This window comes from Noviherbaspirillum sp., assembly GCF_035627455.1.
Lineage (GTDB): Bacteria > Pseudomonadota > Gammaproteobacteria > Burkholderiales > Burkholderiaceae_D > Noviherbaspirillum.
In genome coordinates this window covers 1-26382 of record NZ_DASPLS010000089.1, presented here as the reverse complement: position 1 = coordinate 26382, position 26382 = coordinate 1, and the positions used below count along the sequence as shown (strand labels likewise).

The window sequence follows — 26382 nt, the reverse complement described above, 5'->3', positions numbered from 1 at the left end:
CGCCGCTCTCATTGTTGCGGCCATGGCTTGGTGCCGGCGCGGAAAGGAGTGACATGGAACAAGGTAAATGGCTGGCGGGGCTGATGCTGGGGATGGTCCTCGCGGCATGCGACCGGCAGGGCCGGCCGGTGGAAGAATTCGGGCTCGACAAGCTCGCCAGGGGCATCTCCTCGGAAGGCGACGTGCGCGGCGTGATGGGCCAGCCGGAAACCGTATGGGAAGAGGACGACGGCACGCGCAGCCTGCAATACCCGAAAGGACCGGAAGGCGCACGCACCTGGGAGTTCGTGATCGACAAGTCCGGCAAGCTGAAGGACTACCGGCAATTGCTGACACAGGAAAATTTTGCACGGGTGCGCAGCGGCATGAGCAAGGATGAGGTGCGGCGGCTGCTTGGCAAGCCGCGCACAGTCGCAGAGTTCAAGCTGAAGAACGAAGAGGTGTGGGATTGGCGTTTCCAGGACACGACCGAGCAGCGCTTCTTCAACGTGCATTTCGACAAGTCGAGCGGCAAGGTGACCGGCACTTCCAGTTCGAGTCCGCATCACTGAAGCGTCCGGAAATGACGAAACCGAAACACTTTTGCAAGGTCCTAATGCGAGTAGCGGGAAAAATTTGCATGAAGGCGAGTCCCGCCCGGCAAATCCGACATCAATTTTTCAGGAGGCAAAAATGAAGAAAGTATCCTTGGTTCTCTTCGCATCACTGATGACGCTGGCAGGCACCGGCATCGCGCAGTCGCAGGGGCCGAGTACCGAGATCCGGGAAAGCACCGATCCTGCAAGAGCGGAAGAGGTGTTGCGCCGCGCCTCCGAGCTGCAGGCACAGCAGCAACAGCAGTCCTCGGACGCGATGACCTCGGGCGACAGCGGCACCACCAGCAAGTCGGGGAAACGCAGCCAGCGCATGAAGAAGGGGGCGAAATCGAGTGACAGCGGCGCCAGTTCCGGCGCGTCCGGCGGGGGCAGTTCTTCCGGTGGCGGCAGTTCCTCCGGTAGTGGCAGTGGCAGTTCCTCCAGTAGTGGCAGTTCCTCCGGAGGCGGCTCCGGCAGCGCAGGCGGGGCAGGTACCACAGGCGGGGCCGGTACCACAGGCAAGTAACACGCCGCGTCCCATCAATCAGTGCCGCCTTGCGCCGGCCGCGGTCATCCATTCGATGATCGCCGGCCACAGCAGGCGGTGCGCATTTTCTCCCATCAAGGCCGCGACATGGGCCAGCGCGACTCCGGTATCGCCGGAGTTGGGGATCAGGCGCTTGTCCTTGCTCGCCGCGGCGTCATGAAATGCGATCACCGACGCCGGTGGAATGACCACGCTGTGCGGATCGTACACGGACAGCAGCGGCGTGGTAAGGCTCTTCGGACTGAGCCTTTGCCCCGAGACTTCAAGCGTGCCGCGCATGAGGCTGTCGCTGCGGTACAGGTCTTCCACCACCTGCTCGAACAGGCGCGCGGCCATCGGCGCTTCATCCAGCGCCCAGCGTTCCACCAGCAGGTGGCTGCGCAAGGTCCTTGACGAGCACAGGCTGGCGACGAAATCGGTATAGCGTTCGACCTGGAAAGTCGCCGGTGACGCGATTGTGCTGGCGATGCTCAATACCGACCCCGGCACCTGGTCGAATCCCTCCGTCAGCTTGTCCGCGGGCGGGCTGCTTGCCACCAGCGGCCCGAACGAGCCGGACGCCTCGTCGAAGTGCAGCGGGGTTTCCAGCAGGACCAGTCCGGCCACTTCATCGGGATAAAGGGCGGCATAAATCGTCGCAAAAACGCCGCCCAGGGAATGGCTCAGCAGGAAAAGCTGGCCCTCGCGGTGCGTCGTGCGGATCGCCTTCACGCAGTGGTCGAGCAGCGTATGCGAGTAATGCTCCAGGCCGTTGCGCGAGTCGGCCGGTTCGGTCCATTCCGCCAGGTAGACCTGGACGCCGGTTCGGAGCAGATGCTGCACGACGCTGCACTCGGGTGCCAGGTCCCAGATGTAATGGCGCTTGATGGGCGCCGGGACGATGAGCGCAATCGGGCCGCCATGCGGGTCGCCGCCGTAGAACCGCAGGCGCATGCCCGGCACGACAAGCGCCGTCCTGTACTCGGATTCGATCGGCCCGTAGCCCAGGTGATCCAGGGCGTTGCCGCGCCGCCGGCGTGCGCGGTCCAGGGATTCGAACCACCATCGGATGCCGGATGTAAGTGTCTGCATGTGTTCCTCCACTGGTCCGCCATCGGAAATCGAAGCGTTCCTACTTGATCGCCGGGCTTGTGATTTGTTCAATCCCCGCGAAGCATATTAGCCGCGGGCAGCGCGCTGCAGAACGGCGAGACCGCATTGCAGGCCGGCTTCCTTCCACCGCAGGCAGTGCCCGGCGCAGCGCATGGCGCAGCTGCTCGAGACCGCCGCTACTTCCCGGATCTTGCCGTCACTTAGGTAAAGCGGCGGCGGCATCCACCAGCGCGCGCCGGCAGCGCTATGCAGCGCGACCAGATCGCGCACGCCGCGTCTTTACAAGCCGCGACCCAGGGCCGCCGGGAATGATTTTTCCGCAGGCTCCGGCGTCCGCGTCCCACGCCGGCCCCCGGCCCGGTGCCGCAGACGGGAACAATGGTTTCGTGACAGAAGGGAACAAAACAGGAAAAGCGCTGTCTTGTCCCTCGGTCCAGCACCAGTCGGTATTGCAACAGAGCATGATCGCCACGCCCCTTGAAAATGACAGTGCGGTATCTAATCGCCGCACTTTCCGCGTCGCGATCTTGCATACGCGAAAAACTTTACCGAGTGCAGTACAAATCAAAGGGAGTGATGCATGTACAACCCGGGCAGATGGCTGCGGACGAAGGGAGCGCCGCATGCCGGACAACACATCGGGCAGGTATTTCGAAACGGCGCACAGCTTGCAGAAGACGTGAGCCGGTATATCGCCGACGGGCTCGCACAGGGCGACGCGGTGATCGTGGTGGCAACCGCCGACCGCTGGGCTTCGTTCGTCGCGCGCCTGGCGCTGCTAAGCAGCGTCGACCTTGCCGACGCGGTCGTGAGCGGCCAGTTGCGGGTGGTGGATGCGGATGTTGCGCTGGCTGCGCTGATGGCGACCGGCATGCCTGACCGGGACCGGTTCCAGGACCGCGCAGGCACCATGATCACCTCGGGGCAAAAGCGCTTTCGCGCGGTGCGCATCTATTCGGACATGTCGGGATTGCTTTGGCAAAAAGGGAACGTGCGCGCCGCATTGCGCCTGGAACAGTTCTGCAATGAACTTGCGGCCAGTCAGCCCTTCACACTGCTATGCGGCTATCTTGCAGAGGAAAAAGACGCAAGCACGTATAATGCGACGCTTGGCTGGATTCGCAGCACACATCCCGAAAACCTGTCCGGCGGCGCGTGGCCGGACTGCAATGCGGGCGGCGCCGACATTGGCAGCGAAACGGAATGACCCGAAGGATCAAAGAGCAGGGCGCCTCATCGAAAGAACAGCAACCATGAATACTTCCACTGCCTCCGGTGCGACCGCTCTTCTGCAACGCTATCCGCTGCGGGTTCTCGTGGTCGAGGACAACCGCGACCTGGCCAAGCTTTTCTGCGACCTGCTTGAAGTGATGGGTTGTGTGACGGAAGCCACCTTCAGCGGCCGTGCCGCGCTTGAAAGCGCAAAGGCAAACGCTCCCGATCTCGTGTTCTGCGATTTGCGGCTGCCGGGCGGCATGAGCGGCTATGAAGTGGCCGAGAGGATGCGGGCCGACGAGGCGCTCGCGCACATTCCGTTGATCGCGGTTAGCGGGTACGCGGAAGGTCCGGAGCGTGAACGCGCGCTCGAGGCCGGCTTCCTCCGCGTGTTCGACAAACCGGTGAAATTCGCGCAGATGATGGAAGTGCTCAAGGAGTACGGTAAGGAATAGCGGAAACAAAAACGCCGGCGTGCGGGCCGGCGTTTTTTTTGGGGCATGCCCGGCCGCGTCAGGCGGCGATCGCGGCGCGTTCCTCGGCCGGCGCCGAGGTACGGATCAGGTGGTCGAATGCGGAGAGCGCCGCCTTCGAGCCCTCACCCATCGCGATCACGATCTGCTTGTACGGCACCGTGGTCGCATCGCCCGCGGCGAACACGCCGGGCACCGAGGTCTGCCCGCGTGCATCGACCTCGATCTCGCCGCGGTTGGACAGCGCCACCGTGCCCTTGAGCCAGTCGGTATTGGGCAGCAGGCCGATCTGCACGAAAATGCCTTCCAGTTCCACCGTGTGCGATGCGCCGCTCTTGCGATCGGTATAGCGCAGTCCGTTGACCTTGGCGCCGTCGCCGGTCACTTCGGTGGTCTGCGCATTCGTGATCACGGTGACGTTCGGCAGGCTGAACAGCTTGCGCTGCAGCACCGCGTCCGCGCGCAGGTTCGTATCGAACTCGAGCAGCGTGACATGGGCGACGATGCCGGCCAGGTCGATTGCCGCTTCGACGCCGGAATTGCCGCCGCCGATCACTGCAACACGCTTGCCCTTGAACAGCGGACCGTCGCAGTGCGGGCAGTAGGCCACGCCGCGATTGCGGTATTCCTTCTCGCCCGGGACATTCATCTCGCGCCAGCGCGCGCCGGTTGCCAGCACCACCGTCTTTGCCTTCACGCTGGCGCCGCCGGCCAGGCGGACCTCGATCGTATCGCCCGGCACCAGCGCTTCGGCGCGCTGCAGGTTCATCACATCGACCTCATACGATTTCACATGCTGTTCCAGCGCCGCGGCCAGCTTCGGCCCTTCGGTTTCCTTTACCGAGATGAAGTTTTCGATGCCCATCGTGTCCAGCACCTGGCCGCCGAAGCGCTCCGCCACCACGCCGGTACGGATGCCCTTGCGCGCCGCATAAATCGCGGCCGAAGCGCCGGCCGGGCCACCGCCGACGACCAGCACGTCGAACACTTCCTTCTTGGCCAGCTTTGCCGCTTCGCGCTCGGCGGCGCCGCTGTCCAGCTTGGCGAGGATTTCCTCCAGGCTCATGCGGCCCTGTCCGAAGGTTTCGCCATTCAAGAACACGGTCGGCACCGCCATGATCTGGCGCGACGCGACTTCTTCCTGGAACAGCGCGCCGTCGATCATCACATGGCGGATCTTCGGATTGATGACCGCCATCAGGTTGAGCGCCTGCACGACGTCCGGGCAATTCTGGCAGGACAGCGAGATATAGGTTTCGAAACGGTATTCGCCGTCGAGGTTGCGGATCTGTTCCAGCACCGATTCCTCAACCTTGGGCGGATGGCCGCCGACCTGCAGCAGTGCCAGCACCAGCGAGGTGAATTCATGGCCCATCGGGATGCCGGCGAAACGGACGCCGATGTCGGCGCCGGCGCGGTTCAGCGCAAAGGACGGCGTGCGTTCGCCTTCGCCGCTGCGCTCGGTGAGCGTGATGCGGTCGGAAAGCGATTCGATGTCGGTCAGCAGCGCGCGCATTTCGCGCGACGTGTCGCTGTCGTCGAGGAATGCGGTAATCTCGATCGGTTGCGTGACTTTTTCGAGGTACGCCTTCAGCTGTGTCTTCAGATTGGTATCGAGCATGGTGGCCTCGCGTTCGGGTTGCATGTAAATGGATGTGCGTCGCCGCTTCCGGATCGGTCTTGCCGCCGGTTCAGGAAAACAGATCGGGAAGGGGCGCTGCTTCCGGACGCTTGCGCCGCGTCCGGGGAGCGGCGCCGGTGCGGGACCGGCGCGAAAACAGGTTTAGATCTTGCCGACCAGGTCCAGCGACGGAGCCAGGGTCTTTTCGCCCGGGGTCCACTTCGCCGGGCACACTTCGCCCGGATGGGAAGCGACGTACTGGGCTGCCTGCACCTTGCGCAGCAGTTCCTTGGCGTCGCGGCCGATGCCGTTGTCATGGATTTCGCACAGCTTGATCTGGCCTTCCGGATTGATCACGAAGGTGCCGCGCAGCGCCAGGCCTTCTTCCTCGATCATCACCTCGAAGTTGCGGGTGATGCTGCCGGTCGGGTCGCCGATCAGCGGATAGCGGATCTTGCGGATGGTCTCGGAGGTGTCATGCCATGCCTTGTGCGTGAAGTGGGTGTCGGTCGACACGCCGTAGATTTCGACGCCCATGGACTTGAAGGTGTCATAGTTGTCCGCCAGGTCGCCCAGTTCGGTCGGGCAGACAAAGGTGAAATCAGCCGGGTAGAAGAACACCACGGACCACTTGCCCTTCAGGTCGTTTTCCGTGACATCGACGAATTTGCCGTTGTGGAATGCGGTGGCTTTGAAGGGCTTCACTTGGGTATTAATCAGGGACATATCTACCTCTCTTGGTTGAAAAAACGAAATATCGAAAAACGGTATGACTGAATGATAGAGAAAGCCTATGAAAAAGTAAAATCAATAGTTCCAATGTATGCGATAGCCTGGCTTTATTACTAAGGTGCCGTATTGCTCGCGTGTGCGATTCTATCAACTATCGCAAGGCGGCGAGGCTATCCAGTTCGGACGCCGCCCAGTCGACGAAGGCCTTGACCTGCGCCCGGAGCACGTCGAAGCGCTGGCTGTCGTCGAGCGGTTCCATGCAGCTGAGCATGAGTGTCCAGCCGGTTCCGGTCTGCAGGAAGTTTTCGAGGATTTCGCGTCGATTCTTCATCATGCGGATCTTGAAGTCATCCATCATGGGGATCTGCAGATCCACCGACTTGCGCCAGGTGTCGAGCATTTCTTCGAGACGGTCGGGATCGAGTTCGATTTTCATTGTGCGGCTTCCTCGCTGGTCAGTACACTTGTCGTTATTTACACATCATAGCGGACACCAATGAAAACACCGATCAAATCCTGGCCCTTCGCGGCCGTATTGTCTTCCGTCATCGCTTTGGCAAGCTTTGCGGTCCACGCGGAAAAGCTGGGGGAGGTCGATACGGTATTCAAGCTGATCGGGCCCGACCACAAGATCGTGGTCGAAGTATTCGACGATCCGAAAGTCAACGGCGTGAGCTGTTTCCTGTCGCGTTCCAAGACCGGCGGCATCAAGGGCGCGCTCGGCGTGGCCGAAGACAAGGCCGAGGCGTCGGTCGCCTGCCGGCAGGTCGGCAACATCAATTTCCCCGGCCCGATTCCGCAGCAGGAAGAAGTCTTCAGCGAAAGGGCGTCGATCCTGTTCAAGCGGGTACGGGTGGTACGCATGGCCGACGCCAAGCGCAACGCACTGGTCTATCTGGTGTACTCGGACCGCCTGATCGAAGGCAGTCCGCAGAACAGTATCACCGCGGTGCCGGTGCCGGCGGAGCAAAAGATCCCGCTCAAGTAGAAGCCGGCATTGTCCTGTCCATTCCGCGCGCCGCTCCCTTGATGCGGGCCATGGGGCGGGCTTGGGAAGGATCAAGTACGGCGAAGTGCAGCTTTCTATGATGGGAGGATCGACACCCACGACAGGAGAAGGACATGACGCTTGCCGGATGCGATCTGCAAGAGGGCGCGGCCCTGCTGCGAAGGGAGCGGATCGAGACGCTCGCGGTGTTTCGTGCGCTGCAGGTGGGCGACATGCTGTGCGCGGTGCCGGCGCTGCGCGCCCTGCGCGCGGCGTTGCCGGCGGCCCGCATCACGCTGGTCGGTCTGCCCTGGGCCGAACAGTTCGCGCGGCGCTTCGACCGGTATATCGACGATTTCGTCGCCTTTCCCGGTCATCCGTCCTTTCCGGAGCAGGCGGTGCGGGAAGAGCTGGTTCCCGGCTTTTACGACGCGCTGCGTGCGCGCCGCATCGACCTGGCGCTGCAGATGCATGGCAACGGACAGATCAGCAACCGCGTCGTCGCCGATTTTGGCGCCAGGACGATGGCCGGTTTTGCGATGAACGGCGGAACGGATCAGGACTCGCCCGGCTTTCTCGCTTATCCGGAGCAGGGACCGGAGCCGCTGCGCCTGCTGTCGCTCGTGGAATTCCTCGGGGCGCCGGCGGCGGGCACGCATCTCGAATTTCCGCTGACGCCGGACGACGAACGGGAGCTCGACGCCAGCGGGTTTGCCGATGGTCTTGAAGCCGGCCGGTACATCTGCATCCATCCCGGTGCGCGCATCCGGGACAAGTGCTGGTCGCCGCAACGCTTCGCGGAAATCGCGGACCGGCTGGCGGATGAATACGGGCTGACGGTGGTGTTGACGGGTTCGGCGAAGGAAGCCGATCTCACTGCCGCCGTGGCATCCCACATGCGCAACGAGGCGGTCGATACCGCCTCCCCGCTGTCGCTCGGCGCCATGGCGGCGCTGATGAGCCGGGCGCGCCTGCTGATCTGCAACGACACCGGCGTATCGCACATCGCGGCCGGGCTGCAACTGCCGAGCGTGGTCATTTTCAGCAAGGCCGACATGCAGCGCTGGGCGCCGCTGGACCAGGATCTGCACCGCTGCATCTGGGACCCGGCCGGGCAGCATGCGGCGGAAGTGCTGGAGCATGCGCGGGAGCTGATCGAGCGTTAGAGCGTCGGCAGGATCAGTCGGCAGGATAGGCGCTTTTCCTACGCCCTCCGCAAGAGATCCAGCGCCAGCGCCGCCACTTCGTCGACCGCTACGCCATCGACGAAACTCGCATCATGTTCGCAACGGGTTTTCAGGTTCTCTTCGCCGCACACTGCGCAATGGATGCGCAGCGACAGGGCCGGCCGGTGTCCGTCCTGCCGCAGCGGCGCCGATTCCATCAGGTTCGTCAGCCAGTAGATGCCCACGCAGGGCGTCCCGAGCGCCAGGCCGAGATGCAGCGGGCCGGTGTCGTTGGAGACCAGCAGCGAGGCGCGCTCCAGCAGCCCGCACAAGCCGGACAAAGTGAGCCGGCCGGACAGGTCGACCGCCGGCCGCTGCATCCGCGCGACCACTTCCCGTACGACAGCCGCTTCCTGCGCCGTGCCGTTGACGGCCACGCGCGCGCCGGCCCCGGCGAGTATGTCGCCGAGCGCCGCATAGCGTTCCGCCGGCCAGCAGCGCCGCCGGTCGCTGGCGCCGGGTTGCAGCACGACCAGCGGCCGGACGGGATCGTGCGGCAGCACACTTTCCGCCTCACGCCGGTCGCCGTCCGTGGCTTCCAGTTCGCGCTGCAGGCGCAGCGTGTCGGCGCCGGCCAGCGCGGCCACTTCCAGCATCTGCAGGCGGCGGTTCTGCAGCGGGCCGTAAGCGACCGACAGGTCGAGCGGCGCCGCCTCCGGCGCCTTCAGGCCGATGGTGCAGCGCGCGCCGAATTCCCGGATGAAGGGATTGGAATACAGGCCGCCGCCGTACACCTGAAACGCGAGGTCGAAGCGCGCCGCGCGCATGCGATGCATAAACTCGTCGAGGACGTCGCGATCCACGTCCGCATCCGGCGGCAGGCCGACCCCGGGGCAGGGCGGGATCACGGCCACCTCATCCACCGGGCCGGGCCGCCCGCGCAGGAAATCCGCATGCCACTGCTTGCCGACGTAGACGAGGTGCGCGTCGGGCCACTTCGCCTTGAGCGCATGCAGGCAGGGCAGGGTGAACATGAAGTCGCCCACCGCGTTCGGGCGCAGCACCGCGATCCTGCGGATATCGGAGGGAACCGGGCTGGTCATTCTTGTTGCGGCAGCGGCTCGGGTTGTGCGGCTGCCGCAGCCTCGGGAGCGCAGGAGAGCGGCAGCACCTTGGGTGCATCGACATCCCGCTGCGGCACCGTCGTCGGCAGTTCCATGTGGTAGGCGCCGGACGGGATCATGCCGCAGCCGCCGTAGCGTTCCATCACGCGCAGCTGCGCCAGCACGTCTTCGCCGCAGTGCGCCTCCGGCAACGCGGTCCAGAAGTCGAAACCGCCGGCTTCGCGCAGCTTGCGGGTATCGAACAGCACGCAGCCGCCGATCCACGCAACCCGGTAGAGCCGCGTCTTGTCCCGGTCGAGCCCGAACCTGGCCTGCACATGGAACAGATTGGCCGCGCTGTGCAGGTGATGCCGCGCCCATTCCGGACTGCCGGGCGTAACCCGCTCCGGCATGACGCCGGATTCCCAGAACTCGATCGCCTGCTGGTGCGGCCGCACATCGTCGATGTAGCTCAGCCCGTGCAGTGCGCTGCCGACAAAGCCGCAGCGCTGTGCGCTGATCGCCGCATGAAGCCGTTCCAGCAGGTCGCTCTCGAGGATCACGTCATCGTCGAGGAACAGGCAGTAGGGGGCATTCACGAGAGACAGCAGGAAGGCCCGCTGTTCCGCCATGCCGCGCCGCGGCAGGTGTCGCAGGGCCAGCACCTCGCGCCCGCCCGCGCGCAGGAAGCGCAGCACGGCAGCAACTTCCGGCTGGTCGAACACGCTGCCGCCGTCGGACTGGTCGGAAATGATCACGCGGAAGTCGCGAAAACCCTGCGCCGCCAGCGAGGTGAGGGTGACCGCGAGCGCGCACGGCCGGTTGCAGGTGGGAACGAGGACGTCGACCGTGCCGGCTGGCGTCATGGCGCGACGCCTCCCGCCGCGACGCGGTTCTGCTGGTTGTACAGATAGGGGTTGAGCGTCGGATCGTTATACATCTTGAACTGCCGGTAGACCTTGAAATAGGCGCGACCCTGCATCGCGTCGGCAATCAGTTCGTCGAAGCAGGAAGCCAGGTCCTGGCGCTGCACGATCAGGCGCTGCAACTTGTCGCTGCACCTGGCGATATGGTCGGCGCCGGCATCGACACGCAGCGTCTGCTCGCGCATGTGGAAGATCTTCAGGCTCAGGATGGACAGCCGGTCGATCATGGCGCCCGCGGTTTCGCTGTTCAGGCGCGCATGGTCGCCGCGCGGGCAGTCGCCGAGTTCGGTGAGGATGGCTTCGTCGATCGCTTCGACGGCGTCGTTGCGCTTCTGGTTGTACTGGTCGATCAGTCGCTTGCAGGCGGCGATCTCGCTGGAAGCGACGTCGGTGCGCCTGGCCTTGTCTTCCTCGTTCCACAGCAGGGTGTTGTAGCGGTGGTTCGCCTCGATCCAGAGCCAGATGCCTGCGCTGGTTGCGCCCGGCTCCCTGGCGGGCCATTCCGTGTCGGACAGCATCTTGTCGTGGAACTGCACGATGGCAGCGGCGTCGAGTTGCTTGAGCATGGGGTTCCTTTCGATTCTCAAACTTGCCGTTATGAACAAGTCATCGGGAAACTGCCGTGCAAAAAGCGTGCTAGTAAAAATGCAACTCGGCGCTGCGCGGGAAAACAGGCCGGCGCATGCGCCGAATGCCTTTCCTAGGATTGCCGGACTGGCAATTTATACAAGGCGACTGTAAAAAGGGGAGGGAAAAATTTTCATGCCGGTTGACGAAAGGAAGCCATCAGGCGACGACCACGACTTCCGCCTTGCCATCCTTGCGAATCACATTCACGCCGACGTTATTGGGGTATCGCTGCAGCAACAGGTCGAGCGAGGCGCCATTGATCGACAGGTCGCGGATTTCCACCCGTTCCAGGAAGGGCGGCAGTTGCGGGTGGCGGAAGCGGATCTCGGGCTTGTGCGGGTCGAAGGACAGCCCGAGGCAGGCCTGCAGCAGCGAAAATACGCTGGCTGCGGCCCAGGCCTGGGGCGAGCAGGCGACCGGGTACAGCGTCGGTCCTTCATCCGGCCTTTTTTCGAAGCCGCAGAACAGTTCCGGCATGCGCCGCTGGTCCATGTACAGGCTCGCCTCGCGCAGCGCGGAAAACACCTGCATCGCCTTCGCGGTGAAGCCGTAACGCGCCATTCCTTCGGCAATCAGCGCATTGTCGTGCGGCCAGACCGAGCCGTTGTGGTAGGACATCGGGTTGTACCGTGCTTCGTTCAGTGGGATGGTGCGGATGCCCCAGCCGCAAAAGAAATCCGCGCCGACCAGCTGCTCGGCGACGCGCGCCGCGTACTCCGGGGTCGCGATGCCGGACCAGAGCGTATGCCCGGCGTTGGACGAGCGTACCGCGCATTGCCGCTTGCGGCCGTCCAGCGCCAGCGCGTAGCTGCCGATTTCTTCGCACCAGAACGCTTCGTTGAAGTTCTTCTTCAACGATTCCGCCGCATCCTGCAGCTTGCGCGCGAGCGCCTCGTCGCCCAGCAGGCGGGCCAGACCTGCCGCGCGCAGCTTCGCTTCGTAGACATAGCCCTGCACCTCGCACAGCGCGATCGGTGCTTCGGCCAGGCGGCCGTCGCAGTGGAATACCGAGTCGTTGGAATCCTTCCAGCCCTGCTGCACCAGGCCGCTGCCGGTATGGCGCGCGTACTCCACGAAGCCGTCGCCGTCGCGATCGCCGTAGCTGTCGATCCAGTGCAGCGCCTTCATGATGTTGTCCCAGATTTCGCGGATGAAGCCGAGGTCGCCGGTGCGCTCATAGTAGGCGCCGGCAAGGCCGACGAACAGGGGTGTCGCGTCGACGGTGCCATAGTAGCGGCCGAACGGGATCTCGTTGCGCGCGGCCAGCTCGCCGCGCCGCGCCTCGTGCAGGATCTTGCCGGGCTCCGCATCGCGTGCGGGGTCGAAATCCGTCGCCTGCGTGGCGGCGAGGAAGGTCAATACGCCGCGCGCCATGCCGGGATCGATCCACAGGTATTCGCGCGCGGTCAGGATGCCGTCGCGGCCGAATGTGGTGGAATACCAGGGCACGCCGGCGTAGGGATAGTCGCCTTCCTTGCGGCTGGTGGTCAGCATCGCCAGATCGGCCGAGGAACGGTCGAGCCAGTTGTTGAACAGCGGGTCCGAGGTGCTGACGCGGCAGCGGTTATGCAGCCTTTCACGCACCGACGTGTTGAGCGCGGTGAAGGCGGCGAAGTAGTCGGTCTGCGCCCGTTCGCAGCCTTCTTCCGGTTCGCAGCCGATCGTCACATAGATATGCGACTCGCCCTTGGGCTGCAGCGCGATCCGGTAGCCCGCGGTCCCTCCGGCCAGTTCGCCGGGGGGCGGATCGAAGCTGATGCGCGTGCGGCGCGTGACCTCGTCCAGGCCGCGGTAGCCGAGCAGCATCTCGTTGCCGGCGACCTCGGGTTCGAGCATCCGGCCGCGCCCCGCGCGCGTGTAGCCGCGCACTTCGAAGATATCCTTGTAGTCGGCGCCGAACTCCATCGACATCGTCACTTCGACCGGAACCAGGCCGTAATTGGCCACGCGTATGTGTTCGTAGCAGGCATTGTTCCACAGCAGTTTCGCACGGAAGATGTGCAGGTCTCCCTTCGCGACCATCCCGCCGCTGTCGAGGTGCAGGTCCGGGTTCATCAGTTCGATGACGAACAGGCCGTTGTCATCGCGTACCGTGGAGTTCAGATACATCGGCCGTACGCCCTCGATCCGCAATTCATGATGTGACAGGAAACAGGTGTCGCCGTGGTAGATGCCTTCCTCGCCGAGGCCGATCGGCTGGATGTCGCCGAAACGGTCGAACATGGCGAACAGGTCGTTGTCCTTGAGCACGCGACGCCTTTCGTCGGCGGGAGACGAGGTGGCAAGGATGTACCACTGTTCGCCTAACCGGATCTTTTCAACCATGGCGTCCTCCGAGGGATGGGTTGTCGGGGCGTGGAATCAATGGGAAAGCAGCTGCCGGTATACCTGGAGGTAGTTCGCTGCCATGCGCGCGGCGGTGAAGCGGGATTCGAAGGCTGCGCGGCACGCGTGCCTGTCGATGGTGTCGATGCGTTGCGCGGCGCGCACCGCCTCGTCCTGGCTGCAGACGACAAAGCCGGTGACGCCGTCTTCCACGATCTCCGGCACCGCGCCGTTCCTGTACGCGATCACCGGCGTTCCGCAGGAAAACGCTTCGATCATGACCAGTCCGAATGGTTCGGGCCAGTCGATCGGGAACAGCAACGCCGCGGCATGCTGGAGCAATTCGCGCTTCTCCGTTTCGCCGACCTCGCCGAGATAAGTCACCAGCGGATGGCGGAACAGCGGTTTGAGGCGCTCGTTGAAATAGCTTTCCTCTTCCTTGTTCAGCTTGGCGGCGACATAGAGCGGGCGGCCGCAGCGCCGGGCGATCTCGACGGCTCGGTCGACCCGCTTTTCCGGCGAGAGCCGGCCGACGAAGAGGAAGTAGTCGCCGGCATCCGGCTGGAACGCGTACAGGTCGGTCGGCAGCCCGTGGTGTACCGTCGCGCGCCAGTTAGCGTGGGGCAAGGGGCGGCGCTGGCTGTCTGAAATGGAAACCACGGGCACATCGCTGAAATGCCGGTACAGCGGTGCGAGATGCGGAAAATCCAGCCTGCCGTGCAGCGTGCTGACGTGCGGCGCGGCCAAGGTTCTTGCTAGCGGAAAATGCAGTGCATCGGTATGGAAATGGATGACGTCGAATTCGTCTGCCATGCGGGCCACCATGTCGATCTGGATCAGGTGGTAGGCGAGCCAGGATTGGTCCAGCACGCTGTTGCGGATGCTCGACCGGACACAGGAAACCAGCCGTGCGGCGCTGCGCGAATCGCCGGCAGCGAACAGGGTGACTTCCTGTCCCTGCCGCATCAGTTCTTCGGTCAGATAGGAGATGACGCGCTCGGTGCCGCCATAGCCGTTCGGCGGGACGCTTTCGAAAAGGGGGGAAACCTGCGCAATTCTCATGATGCTTGCCGTCCAGGTGCAGCCCGGCGCGCAACAGCGGACGCGTGCATGCCAGGCAGGTGCGCGCCCGCGCTCGCAACGTGGCGGCCGTCTGCTGCCCGGCAGTCGCGGACGCAATCATTTCTTGCGCGAAGAAAAGACGTCGTTACCCAGGGAAGCAATGTTCCATCGACGCGTTTCTTCTTCTCAATTTACAGTCCCTAATAGAGCAGCCAGCGCCGCTGCTTGTTCCCCGGACAGGAGAGGGACGAGGATGGAAGCGCCCCGCCGCGCAGGTGCGGCGAGGTGCGGGATACTGCGGAATGAGGCGGGAAAGTTATTGCTCGGCGAACGCGCGCTCGATCACGAAGTCGCCCGGAATCGAGGTATTGCCTTCCTTGAAACCACGGGTTTCCAGCATCTGCTTCAGGTCGCGCAGCATCGCCGGGCTGCCGCAGATCATGACGCGATCGTTTTCACGGTCCAGCGTCGGCACGTCCAGGTCGGAAAACAGCTTGCCGTTCTCGATCAACTGGGTGATGCGGCCCATGTTGCGGTAGGACTCGCGGGTCACCGTCGGGTAGTAAAGCAATTGCTTCTTGATCATGTCGCCGAGGAACTCATGCTGCGGCAGGTGATCGGTCAGCAAGTCATGGTAGGCGAGTTCGTCAACTTCGCGCACGCCGTGCACCAGGACCACCTGTTCGAATTTTTCGTAGGTTTCCGGGTCGCGCACGATGCTCATGAAGGGCGCCAGGCCGGTGCCGGTCGACAGCAGGTAAAGGCGCTTGCCGGGCAGCAGGTAGTCGATCAGCAGCGTGCCGGTCGGCTTGCGGCCGACGATCACGGTGTCGCCGACCCGGATGTGCTGCAGGCGCGAGGTGAGCGGGCCGTCCGGCACCTTGATGCTCAGGAATTCGAGATGTTCTTCGTAGTTCGCGCTGACGATGCTGTAAGCGCGCAGCAGCGGCTTGTCGTTGACGCGCAGGCCGATCATCGTGAAGTGGCCGTTCGAGAAGCGCAGCGAGGGGTCGCGTGTGGTGGTGAAGGTAAAAAGTCGGTCGGTCCAGTGATGCACGCTCAGCACGCGCTCTTCGTTGAATGCACTCATGATTGGTCTGTTTGCGGTTACATGCGGGCGACCCGCTTTGGCTTGCGCCCGGTCAAACGCGAGATTTTATCATTTTCAGCGCGCCCGGCATGATTTTGTGCATGAACGACCGTGCGAAAGCACTATGCCTGATCTTGCGCGGAAGGCGCAAGCATGAGCTCGACGCCGGCCGACTTCATCACCTTGGCAAGCGGCTCCGGCGGCGGGGTATCGGTGAAGAGCTTGTCAACCTGGGAAATATGGCCCACCCGTATCAGCGCGTCGCGCCCGTACTTGTTGCCGTCGGCGACCAGCCAGACCTGGCGCGATTGTTCGATGATGGTCTGGGCGACACGCACCTCGCGCGGATCGAAATCGCGCAGCGTGCCATCGGCTTCGATGCTGGAGATGCCGATGATGCCGATGTCGACCTTGAACTGGCGGATGAAGTCGCAGGCCAGCTCGCCGACCACCGCACGGTCGCGCTTGCGCATGGCGCCGCCGGCAAGGATGACCTCGGAACTCGGGCTGTCGCACAGGATCGCGGCGACATTGGGATTGTTGGTGATCACATGCAGGCGCTCGTGCTTGAGCAGCGCGCGCGCCACTTCCTCGGTAGTGGTGCCGATGTTGATCAGCAGGGAAGACCCGGCCTGCACATGCCGCGCCACCTCGGCGGCGATGCCGCGCTTGGCCGCCAGGTGCAGCGTGCGGCGCTGGCCATAATCGATGTTCTCCACCGAGGACGCCAGCCCGACCCCGCCATGGTAGCGCGACAACAGCTTGGCCCCTTCCATCGCCTTGAGGTCGCGCCGCACCGTCTGCGGCGTGACTGCGAACTGCCTGGCGAGTTCTTCGACCGATACCGTTTCGTGCTCGCGTACGAATTCGAGCAGGCGGCGCTGCCGGGGGTTGAGTGCCAATGTGGTCTCCGGAGTGGGGGCGATGTAAAAAAAGAACAGAAACGAAAGGAATGTATCAAAAATGCGCGTATGACTCCATCGCCGCCGCAGCGCGCCGCGCTTCATGAGAAAATCGCTGGTGCCTTGCTTGCTGCCATTGCGGCAACAGGGGCACGCCGCAATGGCCCTTTCGTCGAACTTCGTATGCCGTCCAGTACCGTCTCCATTCCGTCGCCCGCCACGGCCCCGCTGTCCAGGCCGGACATCCGCCTTCCGGCTTTGCGGGAGGACCTGCAGCTGCTTGACGGTCCGGTACAGGCCGACGGCTCGCCAAGCTGGCGCATCCATGATCCGGTCCGCAACCGTTTTTTCCAGATCGGCTGGCTGGAGTGCGAACTGCTGCGGCGCTGGCAGGCAGGTCTCGCGCTCGGCGCGCTGATGGCGTCGGTGGCGCGGGAAACGACGCTGCGTCCGACCCGGGAAGAATGCGAGGAACTGCTGGCCTTCCTGTCCGAGCAGCAGCTGCTGCAGGCGGCAAGCGCCGCGCAGCGCGAGCGCCTGCGGGAACGCTGGCTGCGCGCGCAGCCGCACTGGCTGACCTGGCTGCTGCATCACTATCTGTTCTTCCGCATCCCGCTGCTTCGTCCCGACCGCTTCCTCGGCGACACGCTGCGCTGGGTCCGGCCACTGTTCTCGAAGCGGTTCGCGATGCTGCTCGGCGCGCTGGCGGTCGCGGATGCCTATTTCGTGGTCGGCCAGTGGAGCGAGGTGGAAAGTGCGTTTTCTTATTTCTTCAATCTCGAAGGCCTGCTGTATTACTTCGTCGCCGCCAGCGTCGCGAAGGTGGTGCATGAGCTCGGGCATGCTTACGTCGCCAAGCACCACGGCTTGCGCGTGCCGACGGTCGGCGTTGCATTCCTCGTGCTGTGGCCGGTGTTGTACACGGATACGAGCGAAAGCTGGAAGCTCGCCCGGCGGCGCGACCGCTTTTCGATCGCGGCGGCCGGCATGGGAGCAGAGGCCGCGCTCGCCCTGTTCGCCACTCTCGGCTGGGCGATTGCCACCGATGGGGTACTGCGCAGCATGCTGTTCCTGCTCGCCAGCAGCAGCCTGTTCATGTCGCTCGCGATCAATATCAGTCCGTTCATGCGTTTCGACGGCTACTTCCTGCTGTCGGACGCGCTCGACCTGCCGAACCTGCATGAGCGCAGCTTCGCTTTGGCGCAACGGGCCTTGCGCGCGCGCTTCTTCGGCCTGCAGTCGCCGGACCCGGAACCGCAGCTTTCGCGCGGGCTGCATCGCGCGCTGGTCGTGTTCGCGATCGCGACCTGGCTGTTCCGGTTCCTGTTGTTCCTCGGCATCGCGCTGGTGGTGTACCACCTGTTCTTCAAACTGCTCGGGATCTTCCTGATGGCTGTGGAAATCGGCTGGTTCATCGTACGGCCGGTATGGCGCGAGGCATCCGGCCTGTGGGCAATCCGCCGCTTCCTCCGACCGAGCCCCCGCGCATTCACGCTGCTGGCGCTAGCTGTCGCCGCCGGCCTGTGGCTGATGCCGGTGGCCTTCCATGTGAACGCGCCGGCATTGCACAAGGCGTCGACCGAGCAGGCGCTGTATTCGCCGGGGGCCGCGCGGCTGGAACAGGTGGCCGTGCGCGCCGGCGATGCCGTCGCGGCGGGCGCGTTGCTGGCGCGGCTGTCCTCGCCGGAAATCGCGTCGCGCGTGCAGCGCGCCGAGTCGCAGGTCCAGGCCCTGACGGTCGAGCTGGCACGGATGCCGGCCAGCGAGCGGCAGCGGGACCGGGCGCTGGTGCTGGAGCAGCAGTTGTCGGAAGCGGCGGCGGACCTGCACGGTGCGCGCGAGGATCTCGCCCGGCTGGAGCTGCGCGCTGCCACGGCAGGCGTGGTGCGGGACCTGTCGCCGGGCCTGGCCCCCGGCCGCTGGCTTAATCCGCGCGAGCCCTTGATGCGCGTCGTCGCCGCTACCGGCAGCGTGATCGAAGCCTGGGTGGACGAGGAACAGTTGCGCGGCCTGCGCACCGGGCAGCCGGTCCGTTTCTTCCCCGACCTGCCGGAAGCCCCGGTTGTCTCCGGGCGCATCGTCGCCATCGACCCGGCCGGCAGCCATGCGCTGCCGCACCCGATGCTGGCGTCCGGCGCCGGCGGCAAGATTGCCGCGGTCGCCCGTGAAGGCGGGAAGCTGGTGACGGTGCATCCCGTTTACCGGGTGCAGATCAAGCCGGATGCGGAAGGCGACAGTCCGCCCGCGGTCGAACGCGGCACGGTGCGGATTGCGACCGGGCCGGTGGCGCTGGCGGAGAATTTCCTGGCGCGCATCGTCGCGGTGCTGGTGCGGGAAAGCGGGTTTTGAAATCCTGAGGGCGGCCTGAGCGGGCGCAACCGTTCGCGCAAAAGCGCTGGCGCCGGCTGTGCCGCCGGCGCCGGATATTACAGACCGACAGCACGGCGCAATGCCCGCAGAGGCTTGCGCAGCAGGTAATACGACAGCGGCACCCATCCCGCGGAAATCTTCGCCGTTCCCTTCAGGCCGATGCGCGGCGTCTCGCCGCCGGCAAGATGCGCGCGCAGCATGTAGGCCGGCATGCCCTCCGGCGTCAGCCCGGTTTCGTACGCGGTCTGCACGATATTTGCGTCAAAGGAGCTAAGCGGCGCGGCGTTCAAGTACAGCTTGACTTCGCTGCCGACCTCGAGCCGGATGGCGTCGTCCGGCGCCAGTGCGATCGACACCGCAGCCCGAGAGGGATCGGCCAGGGTCATCAGTCGCTCGCCGGTCTGGACCGCCTTCCCGCGCCATTCGTCGGCATTCGAAAAAATCGCGATGCCCGCGCGCGGCGCTGTGATCTGCAGGCGGGACCGCAGGTCGGCCAGGTATTGCAGTTCCGCGGCCCGCTCAGCCACGCGCGCGTCCAGCATCTGCAGCTCGGCCTTGCTGGCATCGTCGGAGAACGCCTTGCTGGCCGCGCGCTGGCGTTCCGCGCGCACGATCTCCAGCGACTTCTGGGCCACCGCCACCCGGTTGCGCAGTGCGGTATCGTCCAGCTGCAGCAGCGGCTGGCCGGCGGCGACGGGCTGGTTCGGCGCCACCAGGATCTGCTGCACGATGCCGTCGGCCGGCGCGGTGATCGGGACCGGCTGTTCCGGCACGACTTCCGCCGGCGCCAGCGCCGACAGCCGCACCGGCAGCACCAGAAAGACGGCGGCGGCCGCGGCCGCGGCGAATTTCTGCCGCCGGGTCAGGCCGAGGCGCAGCCGGTGCCGCCAGTGCAGCCGGTCGCGCTGCCAGGCCCAGAGCGAGAACCCGACCGCTTCGGCCAGCCATTCCGCGCGCGCCCGCGATCCTTCGTCGAATGCCTCATGGGCGGTCAGCCACAGGCCGCCGATACGCTTGCCTTCGGGGCTGGCGAGGCCGCAATACAGGCAATGTTCTGGCAGCCATTCTTCATGCCCGCGCAGCAGGTCTTCCGGCAGATCCGGCGCCCGGACTTCCCGCACTTGCGTGGCGCCGCCGCCATGCCGGTCTTCCAGGTGCGCGAACACCCGTTCGAGCCAGAGCGCATAGGGTCCGTTGGCGTCCAGGTCGGCCAACCCCGACACCGCTTCGATCCGTACGCCGCGCAATGCGTCCCCGGCCCACAGCACCGCCTGGTCGAAGCGCAGCACCGCATGCGAGTCATTGACGGCGCAAAACAGCAGCTCGCGGCGGGATCGGCAGCGGCGCAACGTGCGCTCGAAAGCGAGCAGGTCGCCGATGCCGCCGGTGGGATCGGGAGCGGACATGGGCTCAGTTGGGACGGGTCGGGAACTGAGCGGCGCCGATCATGCCGGGCAGGATAGTGCCGGTCTTGCCGTCGAAACGCGCCTCGATTTCGATCGACTGGCTCACGCCGTCGACCCTGGAATTCACCTTGCTGACCTTGGCCGGATGCTCCTGCCCGGTCTCCGCCAGGCGGATGCTGACCGGCGTGCCGGGCTTGATCCAGCCGATCCAGCTCGACGGCACATGCATCGACACCTTCAGTTTCGCATTGGCCACGATTTCCATCAGCGGCTGGCCGAGCGCCACGTTTTCGTGCGCTTTTGCGCGCAACCGGGCGACCCGGCCCGGATACGGCGCTTTCACCTTGCAGAAGGCCATCTGCACTTCCTGCTGGCGCACCTGGGACTTCGCCTTTTCGGCGGCGGCAGCAGCCATCGTCACTTCCAGTTCACCGGCCGCGCCCAGGCCCTGCAGACGCAGCTTGGTCAGATGGGTTTCGCGCATGCCAAGCAGTTCAGCCTGCGCGCTCTGCAGGCGCGCCTCCTGTTCGGCGCAATCAAATTCCACCAGCACCGCGCCGGCCGGGAACGGCTGGCCGATGCCGTAACGGATCGTGCGGATGCGGCCGGCCATCTGGCTCGACAGCGTCGCATCGTCTTCGGCGCCTACCAGCGCGGAAATATCCTTGGCATCGGAGGGACCGGCGGAAGAGGGTGGCAGGGCGGGCGGGGTGCCGGCTGCGGCGGAAGCGGCGGGCACGACGGCGGGCGCCGGTCCGGACTGCGCGAATGCCGGTACGGATGCGCAGGTGTACAAGCCGGCCAGCAGGCAAAGAATGGAGTTGCGGTTCATGTTGTTCGGTTTATTGGCCTTCAATAGGGAAAACGTTGGCGCCGCTGCGGTTCATGCTGAGCGAATAGCGCAGCCCGAGCGTATCCGCGCCGGCATCGGCGGCGGGAGGCGTCACCGCATTTTTCTGGCGCAGCGCCTTGCGCAGCGGTTCGATCATCCGATAGGCGGCGCCTTCGCCCAGTGCCTGCCACTGGTCGTTGCCGACCGGTTCGACCAGCATCGTCGCTTGCTCGCTTTCGGCAATCACCCGGCCGGCCGCATCCAGAAGACGCAGCTTGACGCGCGAGGGGCGTCCGCTGCTTTGCTGCGGGGCAAGTTCGACCGAGGTTTCCAGCCGCAGTTCCGGCTTGCCGTCATTCGCCACCGGCACTTTCGACAAGCGCAGGATGCGCAGCATCGCCGCGCTGAATGGGTCTTTTGCGCTCTCGGGCAGGCCGGCGACCGGCGCCAGCGCGAAGGTGCCGAACTTCGGCAGCGGCTTTTCCGCGAAATTGTCTTTTTCCCACGCCGAGATCCGGGCATGCAGTGCGGCCGCGAGCGCGCCGGGTTCGTGGCTGTCGACTTCGGCCGGCAGGCTGTCCAGCCCGACCGAGTTGTACAGCCGGCCGATCGCCGCCTGCAGGTTCGCATGCACGAAATCGCGCTGCACCCGCGATACCAGGGCGCGGGCCCGGGCACGGATCACTTCCAGTTCGGTCTCCAGACCGACCTGTTTCGCCGACTGCAGGTACTCGACGATGCGCGCGTCGTCGCGGGCGGCGTCGTCCCAGACGCCGAACTCGTGCGCCAGCAGGTCGTAGCGCACCGCCGCCAGCCGCGTCTGGCCGAGGATTGCGGCGGTTGTCGCCAGCTTGCGGGTTTCGTCCATTTCCGCCTGCGCCGCCTGCGCGCGGTTCATCGCGGGAATCGAGAACAGCCGCAGCAGCCCGAAGGACAGGTTGAGGCCGCCCGCTGCCCACTGGTTGTTGAGCAGGTAACGATTACTGTCGTAATGCTCGCCCAGGTCGAGGCCGAAGGACGGCAGCAGGCCCAGCATCTGCTTTTTCCATTCCAGGTCGCTGATACGGGACTTGTAGGTTTCCTCGCGCAATTCCGGTCGATTTTCCAGCGTTGCGGCTTCCAGCGCGCCGATACTCGCGGTCAGCGCGGGCGCCACGAAATTCACGGTGTCGGAGCGGGCCAGCATGTACTTCGTGCCCATCGGCAAGTTCATCAGCGTCGCCAGCTCCAGTTCCGCCTGCGCCATTTCCTGGCGCCGCAGCGACAGCTGTTGTTCCAGGTCGAGCAGCGAGCGGCGGTAGGCGACGATCTGCAGCGGCGGCAGCAGGCGCCGGGTTTCGATCAGCCGGGCGCGGGCCGATGCCTGTTCGATATCGTCGAGCAGGGCATCGATTTCCGGCTGCAGGCGCTGCGCTGCCTCGGCGCGCCACCATGCCAGCCGCACGTCCTGCACCAGGTTCTGCAATGCCTTGCGCCGGCGTTCCTCGGCGATCAGGGACTGGTTCGCCAGCTGCTGCGCGCGTACGTAGCTCAAGCCGAAGTCCAGCATATTCCATGCAAAGCCGATCGATCCGGTGGTGTGGCTGCGTTCCTGCGAAGCGGTCGGATTGGCGGAGATGCGGCCGTCGGGACCGAAGCCAAAACCGAAGGATTCGTTGCTGCGCGCCGAGTAGCCCGCGGCAAGCGTCAGTTTCGGCAGCAGGTCGTGGTTGGCCAGCTCGGTCTGGCCGAGCGCGAGCGCCTGCTCCATCATGCGCACGCGGTAGTCCATGTTGAACCTGATCGCGCGCGCGGTGGCGTCGGCCAGCGTGAGCGGCGCGGCCGGCGCCTCCTGGCCGGCAAACAGTTTTTGCTGCAGGCTGCCGACCTGCACGCGGTATTCTTCCTGGCTGGGCGGCATCGGCTGGACGGCGCAGCCGGCAAGGGCAGCCGCAATCAATGCGGCAAGGCCGGCCAGGCGGAAGGCGGGGCGGTTGTTCCCCTCGTCGTATGGTGTCATGTGATGAATCCGGGGTTAACTTGTACGTTGTGGTCTGACTGTCTTGTTCGTCTGCGTGCCCGCCTCCGCGATGCGCGCAAGGAGCGGATCGCGTCCCGGCCTTGCCTGGCGCAACTGTTCCGCGAAGGGGACCGACTTCTTCACCGGCGCCTCGGCGACCTTGCCGGGCAGGACTTCCTTGCCCGCGGTGCGCTGGGCCGGCTGCTCGCGGCCGCTGTCGCCGGCTGCCTTGTCCGGCGCCTGCTGCACCTTGATGCTGAAGGTGCTGGAGGCTTCGCGCCCGTCGTTGTCGCGCGCAATCACCTTGATGACGATCGCGGCGTTTTCACCGGCGGGCGGACGGCCGGTGAAGCGGCCTGAAACCGGGTCGAAGTCCAGCCACTCCGGCAGCGGCGAACCGTCCAGCAAACTGGCGTCGAGCTGCACCACCGCATTGACGTTGGTGTGGCCGAACGCCTCGCGGGGCACGAAATAGTCGATGCCGGTGCCGCCCTGGACAGCGGTGTCGCGGATGCCCTGGTAGACGAACAGGCGGTCGCTGCCTTTCTGTTGCGCGATATCGATCGCAGGATTGGAGCCGGTTTTTGCGTCCGTCTTGTTGCCGTTGTCCGCGGCCGCCGCCGGCGACTGCACGCGGGAGACGGGGAAGCCGCGGTCGGTCGAGGCCAGCACCTGGTTGTCCGGCCCGTTGCCGTTCGAACGGGCGCCGGTGTCCGGCAGCGGAATGCCTGCCAGCAGGTTGATGCGGCCGGTCGGCTGCGTCGAGGTCTGGTCGGCGCTATTGAAGGACGACATGCCGCTGCCAGGCGACGCCGCCTGGCCCTGCGACGATCCGGTAATGATGGGCGCAATCGTGTCGGCGGTAGGCAGGGTGGCTGCGCCGCCCTGGTTTCCGGGCACGATCAGGTCGCCGCTGCCGGCCGTCGTGCCGCTGCCGCCGCGGTTGACAACGGTTGTCGATCCGGTGCCCGGCGAGCCGCTGCTGCCGCCAGCGGCAGAGTCGGTCGGGCTCGTCGTCGTGCCTGTTCCTGTGGTTGGGCCGCTGGCGCCGCCGGAGCCGCCAGAGCCTCCGCCCGATGTGCCGGGAGCCGTGGTCCCGCCAGTCGTCGGCGTGCCGGTCCCGGGCAGGGCGGTGAGCGTATTGAGCGTGAAGCTGATGGACGACGGGCCGCCCACGTTGCCGGCGATATCCGTCTGGCGCACGTAGACCGTATTGGCTCCCTCGACAGCGGTGAAGCCGCCGCCCCAGTTCGAACCGTCGATGCTGTACTCGACCCGCGCGCCGTCTTCGATGCCGGTCACGTTCAGGCCGGGGTCGCTGACGGTGCTGCTGCCATTGCCCGACTGCAGTGCGATGCCCGGCGCCGCGACCCTGGTATCGAGGCGGAAGCCGATGCTGGATGCCGCACTGACATTGCCGGCGATATCGGTCTGCCGCACATATGCCGTATTCTGGCCTTCCACCGCCGTGAAGCTGCCGCTCCAGCTGACGCCATCCTTGCTGTACTCCACTTTGGCGCCGGTTTCCACGCCGCCTACCTTGAGGGCCGCCGTGTTCGTGATGCGGTCGCCGGCGCTGAAGCCGCTGTCGGTTTCCAGATCGATGGTGGGCGCGGCGATCGTGGTATCCAGCGTGAAGCTGAAGGCAGCCGGTTCGCTGGCCGCGCCGGAGACCGAGACCTGGCGCACGAACACGGTGTTCTTGCCTTCGGCCGGGCTGAAGCTGCTGCTCCAGTGGACGCCGTCAGTGCTGTATTCGACGGCGGCGCCGTTCTTGACGCCGGATACCGTCAACGTGCCGTCCTTCGTGACGCGGTCGGCGCTGCCGGAGCCGGTGTCCGAGGCGAGGCCGACGGAAGGCGGATTCGGGCGCGGATCGTAAGTGAAGGTGAGAGAACCCGCAGCACTGGCATTGCCGGCGATATCCGTCTGCCGGACCCTGACGGTATTGACGCCTTCAACCGCCGTGAAGCTGCCGCTCCAGCTCGAACCGTCGCTGCTGTATTCCACCGTCGCACCCGTTTCCAGCCCGCCGACGTTGAGCGATGGATCGCTGGTGATTTTGTCGGTCTTGCTGCTGCCGGTGTCGTTTGCCAGTGTAATCGTCGGCGTCGCGATCCTGGTGTCGAGGACAAAATTCAGCGACGACGCGCCGCTGACGTTGCCCGCGCGGTCGGTCTGGCGGACGTACACGGTGTTACCGCCTTCCGACAGGCTGTAGCTGCCGCTCCAGGTCGTTCCGTTCCGGCTGTATTCCACGCTCGCGCCTGCCTCGATGCCGTCGACGGAGAGGGCGCCCGTGTTGGTAATTCCGTCCGAGCCGCTCTTGCCGGAATCCGTAACCAGGCTGAGCGACGGCGCGGCGACCGATGTGTCGAGCGTCAGCGACAGGGTCGGAGACGCATCGGATGTATTGTTGGCGGCATCGGTGACTTTGGCCGTCAGGCTCTTGCCGCCGTCGGCGCCGAGGTTGCCGGTCTCAATGTCGACGTAGCCGTTTGCGATGTCGGTGCCCGAGAGCGTCGCGGTGCCGATCGCGGCGCCGCCGAGATACACCTTGACCACGTCGCCCGCGACAGCCGCGTTCGCACCCGTGCCTTGCAGCGTGGCGCGCACCGTCGGCATGGTCACCCTGGTGTACAGGTCGCTGTCGCTGCTACCGCTGTCGGAGACGGGCCGCAGGGACAATAGCGGCGCGGCCGGGGCGGTGGTGTCGCCGCTGCCATTGGTCACGGCTTCGTCATCCAATGCGCCTGCGGCGTTGCCGGCGATGTCCTGGATCTTGTTCGTGCCGGGCGCGTAACTGACGGTCACGGTGTCTGCGTTGGTGACGGCGGAGGCGAGCGTCAGCGTGACGGTGCCGTTCGCCGCATCGACCGTGACCGCGTCCACACTCACGCCGGTGCTCCCATTTGTGGTCACCGTGAAGTCGCCGGGAGCCGGTACTGCCGCACCCATGCCGGAGCCCGTCTCGGTATAGGTCAGCGTCAGGGTAGACCCGCTGACGGACGCCGACGCCAGTACCGGGGCGGTGGTATCGATGACCACCGCCAGTGCCGCTGATGCGTTCGAGGTGTTGCTGGCCGCATCCGTGATGGTAGCGCTGAAGCTGTTGCTGCCGGCGCTCACCGCATTGCTGGTGATGTCGACGTAATCATCGGCGACGTTCTGTGCGGTCAGTGTCGCACTGCCGACCTGCGTATTGCCTTCGTACAGCTTGACCACGTCGCCGGCCACCGGCGCGGCAGCGCCGCTGCCGTTCAGGGAGACGCGGATGGTCGGCGTGGTGTCGCTGGTCTTGTCGTCGGCGTCGCTGGTACCGCTGTCG

22 protein-coding genes are annotated in these 26382 nt (G+C 65.2%); 7 read left to right on the top strand and 15 right to left on the bottom strand.

Annotation, left to right across the window (positions count from 1 at the left end):
* Positions 1-53: 53 nt before the first annotated feature.
* Both VEC01_RS17500 and VEC01_RS17495 read left to right on the top strand, forming a co-directional pair.
* Positions 54-551, top strand: a complete 498-nt coding sequence (locus tag VEC01_RS17500; protein ID WP_324902193.1) for an outer membrane protein assembly factor BamE — start codon at positions 54-56, stop codon at positions 549-551.
* A gap of 121 nt (positions 552-672) precedes the next feature.
* Positions 673-1101, top strand: a complete 429-nt coding sequence (locus VEC01_RS17495) for a hypothetical protein (RefSeq protein ID WP_324902192.1) — start codon at positions 673-675, stop codon at positions 1099-1101.
* An 18-nt stretch (positions 1102-1119) separates the two neighbouring features.
* Here the strand turns inward: VEC01_RS17495 and VEC01_RS17490 are convergent, their stop codons facing one another.
* Positions 1120-2193 carry an alpha/beta fold hydrolase gene (locus VEC01_RS17490; protein WP_324902191.1) on the bottom strand — a complete coding sequence of 358 codons (1074 nt, stop codon included), beginning with the start codon at positions 2191-2193 and terminating at the stop codon, positions 1120-1122.
* A 601-nt stretch (positions 2194-2794) separates the two neighbouring features.
* Here VEC01_RS17490 and VEC01_RS17485 point away from each other — a divergent pair.
* Positions 2795-3421: an MEDS domain-containing protein gene (locus VEC01_RS17485; RefSeq protein WP_324902190.1), complete on the top strand. Its 627-nt coding sequence runs from the start codon at positions 2795-2797 to the stop codon at positions 3419-3421.
* 46 nt (positions 3422-3467) lie between these two features.
* Entirely contained in the window at positions 3468-3884 is a 417-nt protein-coding gene (locus tag VEC01_RS17480) for a response regulator (RefSeq protein ID WP_324902189.1), read from the top strand.
* A 58-nt stretch (positions 3885-3942) separates the two neighbouring features.
* Here VEC01_RS17480 and ahpF read toward each other — a convergent pair whose 3' ends face one another.
* The 3 genes from ahpF to VEC01_RS17465 form a co-directional block, all read right to left on the bottom strand.
* Positions 3943-5523: an alkyl hydroperoxide reductase subunit F gene (gene ahpF, locus VEC01_RS17475; protein ID WP_324902194.1), complete on the bottom strand. Its 1581-nt coding sequence runs from the start codon at positions 5521-5523 to the stop codon at positions 3943-3945.
* A 162-nt stretch (positions 5524-5685) separates the two neighbouring features.
* Positions 5686-6249, bottom strand: coding sequence for an alkyl hydroperoxide reductase subunit C (gene ahpC, locus VEC01_RS17470; RefSeq protein ID WP_324902188.1), 564 nt, complete (start codon positions 6247-6249; stop codon positions 5686-5688).
* A gap of 157 nt (positions 6250-6406) precedes the next feature.
* The gene (locus VEC01_RS17465; protein ID WP_324902187.1) at positions 6407-6691 is read right to left on the bottom strand and encodes a hypothetical protein; all 285 of its coding nucleotides are present in this window, start codon (positions 6689-6691) and stop codon (positions 6407-6409) included.
* Between the two features lie 60 nt (positions 6692-6751).
* On the opposite strand from VEC01_RS17465, the gene VEC01_RS17460 reads away from it, so the two are divergent.
* Positions 6752-7243, top strand: a complete 492-nt coding sequence (locus tag VEC01_RS17460) for a CreA family protein (RefSeq protein WP_324902186.1) — start codon at positions 6752-6754, stop codon at positions 7241-7243.
* A gap of 134 nt (positions 7244-7377) precedes the next feature.
* Positions 7378-8409 carry a glycosyltransferase family 9 protein gene (locus VEC01_RS17455; protein ID WP_324902185.1) on the top strand — a complete coding sequence of 344 codons (1032 nt, stop codon included), beginning with the start codon at positions 7378-7380 and terminating at the stop codon, positions 8407-8409.
* Positions 8410-8447: 38 nt separating this feature from the next.
* On the opposite strand, the gene VEC01_RS17450 is transcribed toward VEC01_RS17455, so the two are convergent.
* The 7 genes from VEC01_RS17450 to VEC01_RS17420 all read right to left on the bottom strand — a co-directional run bounded on the left by VEC01_RS17450 (position 8448) and on the right by VEC01_RS17420 (position 16447).
* Positions 8448-9512 (bottom strand): glycosyltransferase family 9 protein, encoded by a 1065-nt coding sequence (locus tag VEC01_RS17450; RefSeq protein WP_324902184.1) that lies wholly within the window; start codon positions 9510-9512, stop codon positions 8448-8450.
* Positions 9509-10378 (bottom strand): glycosyltransferase family A protein, encoded by an 870-nt coding sequence (locus VEC01_RS17445; RefSeq protein ID WP_324902183.1) that lies wholly within the window; start codon positions 10376-10378, stop codon positions 9509-9511. The genes VEC01_RS17450 and VEC01_RS17445 overlap by 4 nt, the downstream gene beginning before the upstream one ends.
* Positions 10375-11004: a DUF4254 domain-containing protein gene (locus tag VEC01_RS17440; RefSeq protein ID WP_324902182.1), complete on the bottom strand. Its 630-nt coding sequence runs from the start codon at positions 11002-11004 to the stop codon at positions 10375-10377. The genes VEC01_RS17445 and VEC01_RS17440 overlap by 4 nt, the downstream gene beginning before the upstream one ends.
* A 220-nt stretch (positions 11005-11224) precedes the next feature.
* The gene (locus tag VEC01_RS17435) at positions 11225-13393 is read right to left on the bottom strand and encodes an amylo-alpha-1,6-glucosidase (protein ID WP_324902181.1); all 2169 of its coding nucleotides are present in this window, start codon (positions 13391-13393) and stop codon (positions 11225-11227) included.
* Between the two features lie 36 nt (positions 13394-13429).
* Positions 13430-14455, bottom strand: a complete 1026-nt coding sequence (locus VEC01_RS17430; RefSeq protein ID WP_324902180.1) for a glycosyltransferase family 4 protein — start codon at positions 14453-14455, stop codon at positions 13430-13432.
* Positions 14456-14771: 316 nt separating this feature from the next.
* Positions 14772-15545: a ferredoxin--NADP reductase gene (locus VEC01_RS17425; protein ID WP_324902179.1), complete on the bottom strand. Its 774-nt coding sequence runs from the start codon at positions 15543-15545 to the stop codon at positions 14772-14774.
* A 122-nt stretch (positions 15546-15667) separates the two neighbouring features.
* Complete coding sequence (locus VEC01_RS17420; RefSeq protein WP_324902178.1) at positions 15668-16447, bottom strand: DeoR/GlpR family DNA-binding transcription regulator; 780 nt, start codon at positions 16445-16447, stop codon at positions 15668-15670.
* A 183-nt stretch (positions 16448-16630) separates the two neighbouring features.
* Here VEC01_RS17420 and VEC01_RS17415 point away from each other — a divergent pair, with 183 nt between their 5' ends.
* On the top strand, positions 16631-18796 hold the full coding sequence (locus VEC01_RS17415; RefSeq protein WP_324902177.1) for an HlyD family efflux transporter periplasmic adaptor subunit: 2166 nt from the start codon (positions 16631-16633) through the stop codon (positions 18794-18796).
* A gap of 77 nt (positions 18797-18873) precedes the next feature.
* Here VEC01_RS17415 and VEC01_RS17410 read toward each other — a convergent pair whose 3' ends face one another.
* From VEC01_RS17410 to VEC01_RS17395, 4 genes are all read right to left on the bottom strand, one after another.
* Entirely contained in the window at positions 18874-20223 is a 1350-nt protein-coding gene (locus tag VEC01_RS17410; protein ID WP_324902176.1) for an efflux RND transporter periplasmic adaptor subunit, read from the bottom strand.
* 4 nt (positions 20224-20227) lie between these two features.
* Complete coding sequence (locus VEC01_RS17405; RefSeq protein ID WP_324902175.1) at positions 20228-21055, bottom strand: efflux RND transporter periplasmic adaptor subunit; 828 nt, start codon at positions 21053-21055, stop codon at positions 20228-20230.
* 10 nt (positions 21056-21065) lie between these two features.
* Positions 21066-23054, bottom strand: coding sequence for a TolC family protein (locus VEC01_RS17400; RefSeq protein ID WP_324902174.1), 1989 nt, complete (start codon positions 23052-23054; stop codon positions 21066-21068).
* Positions 23055-23069: 15 nt separating this feature from the next.
* Positions 23070-26382, bottom strand: a 3313-nt coding sequence (locus VEC01_RS17395; protein WP_324902173.1) for an Ig-like domain-containing protein, incomplete at its 5' end; no start/stop codon positions are given.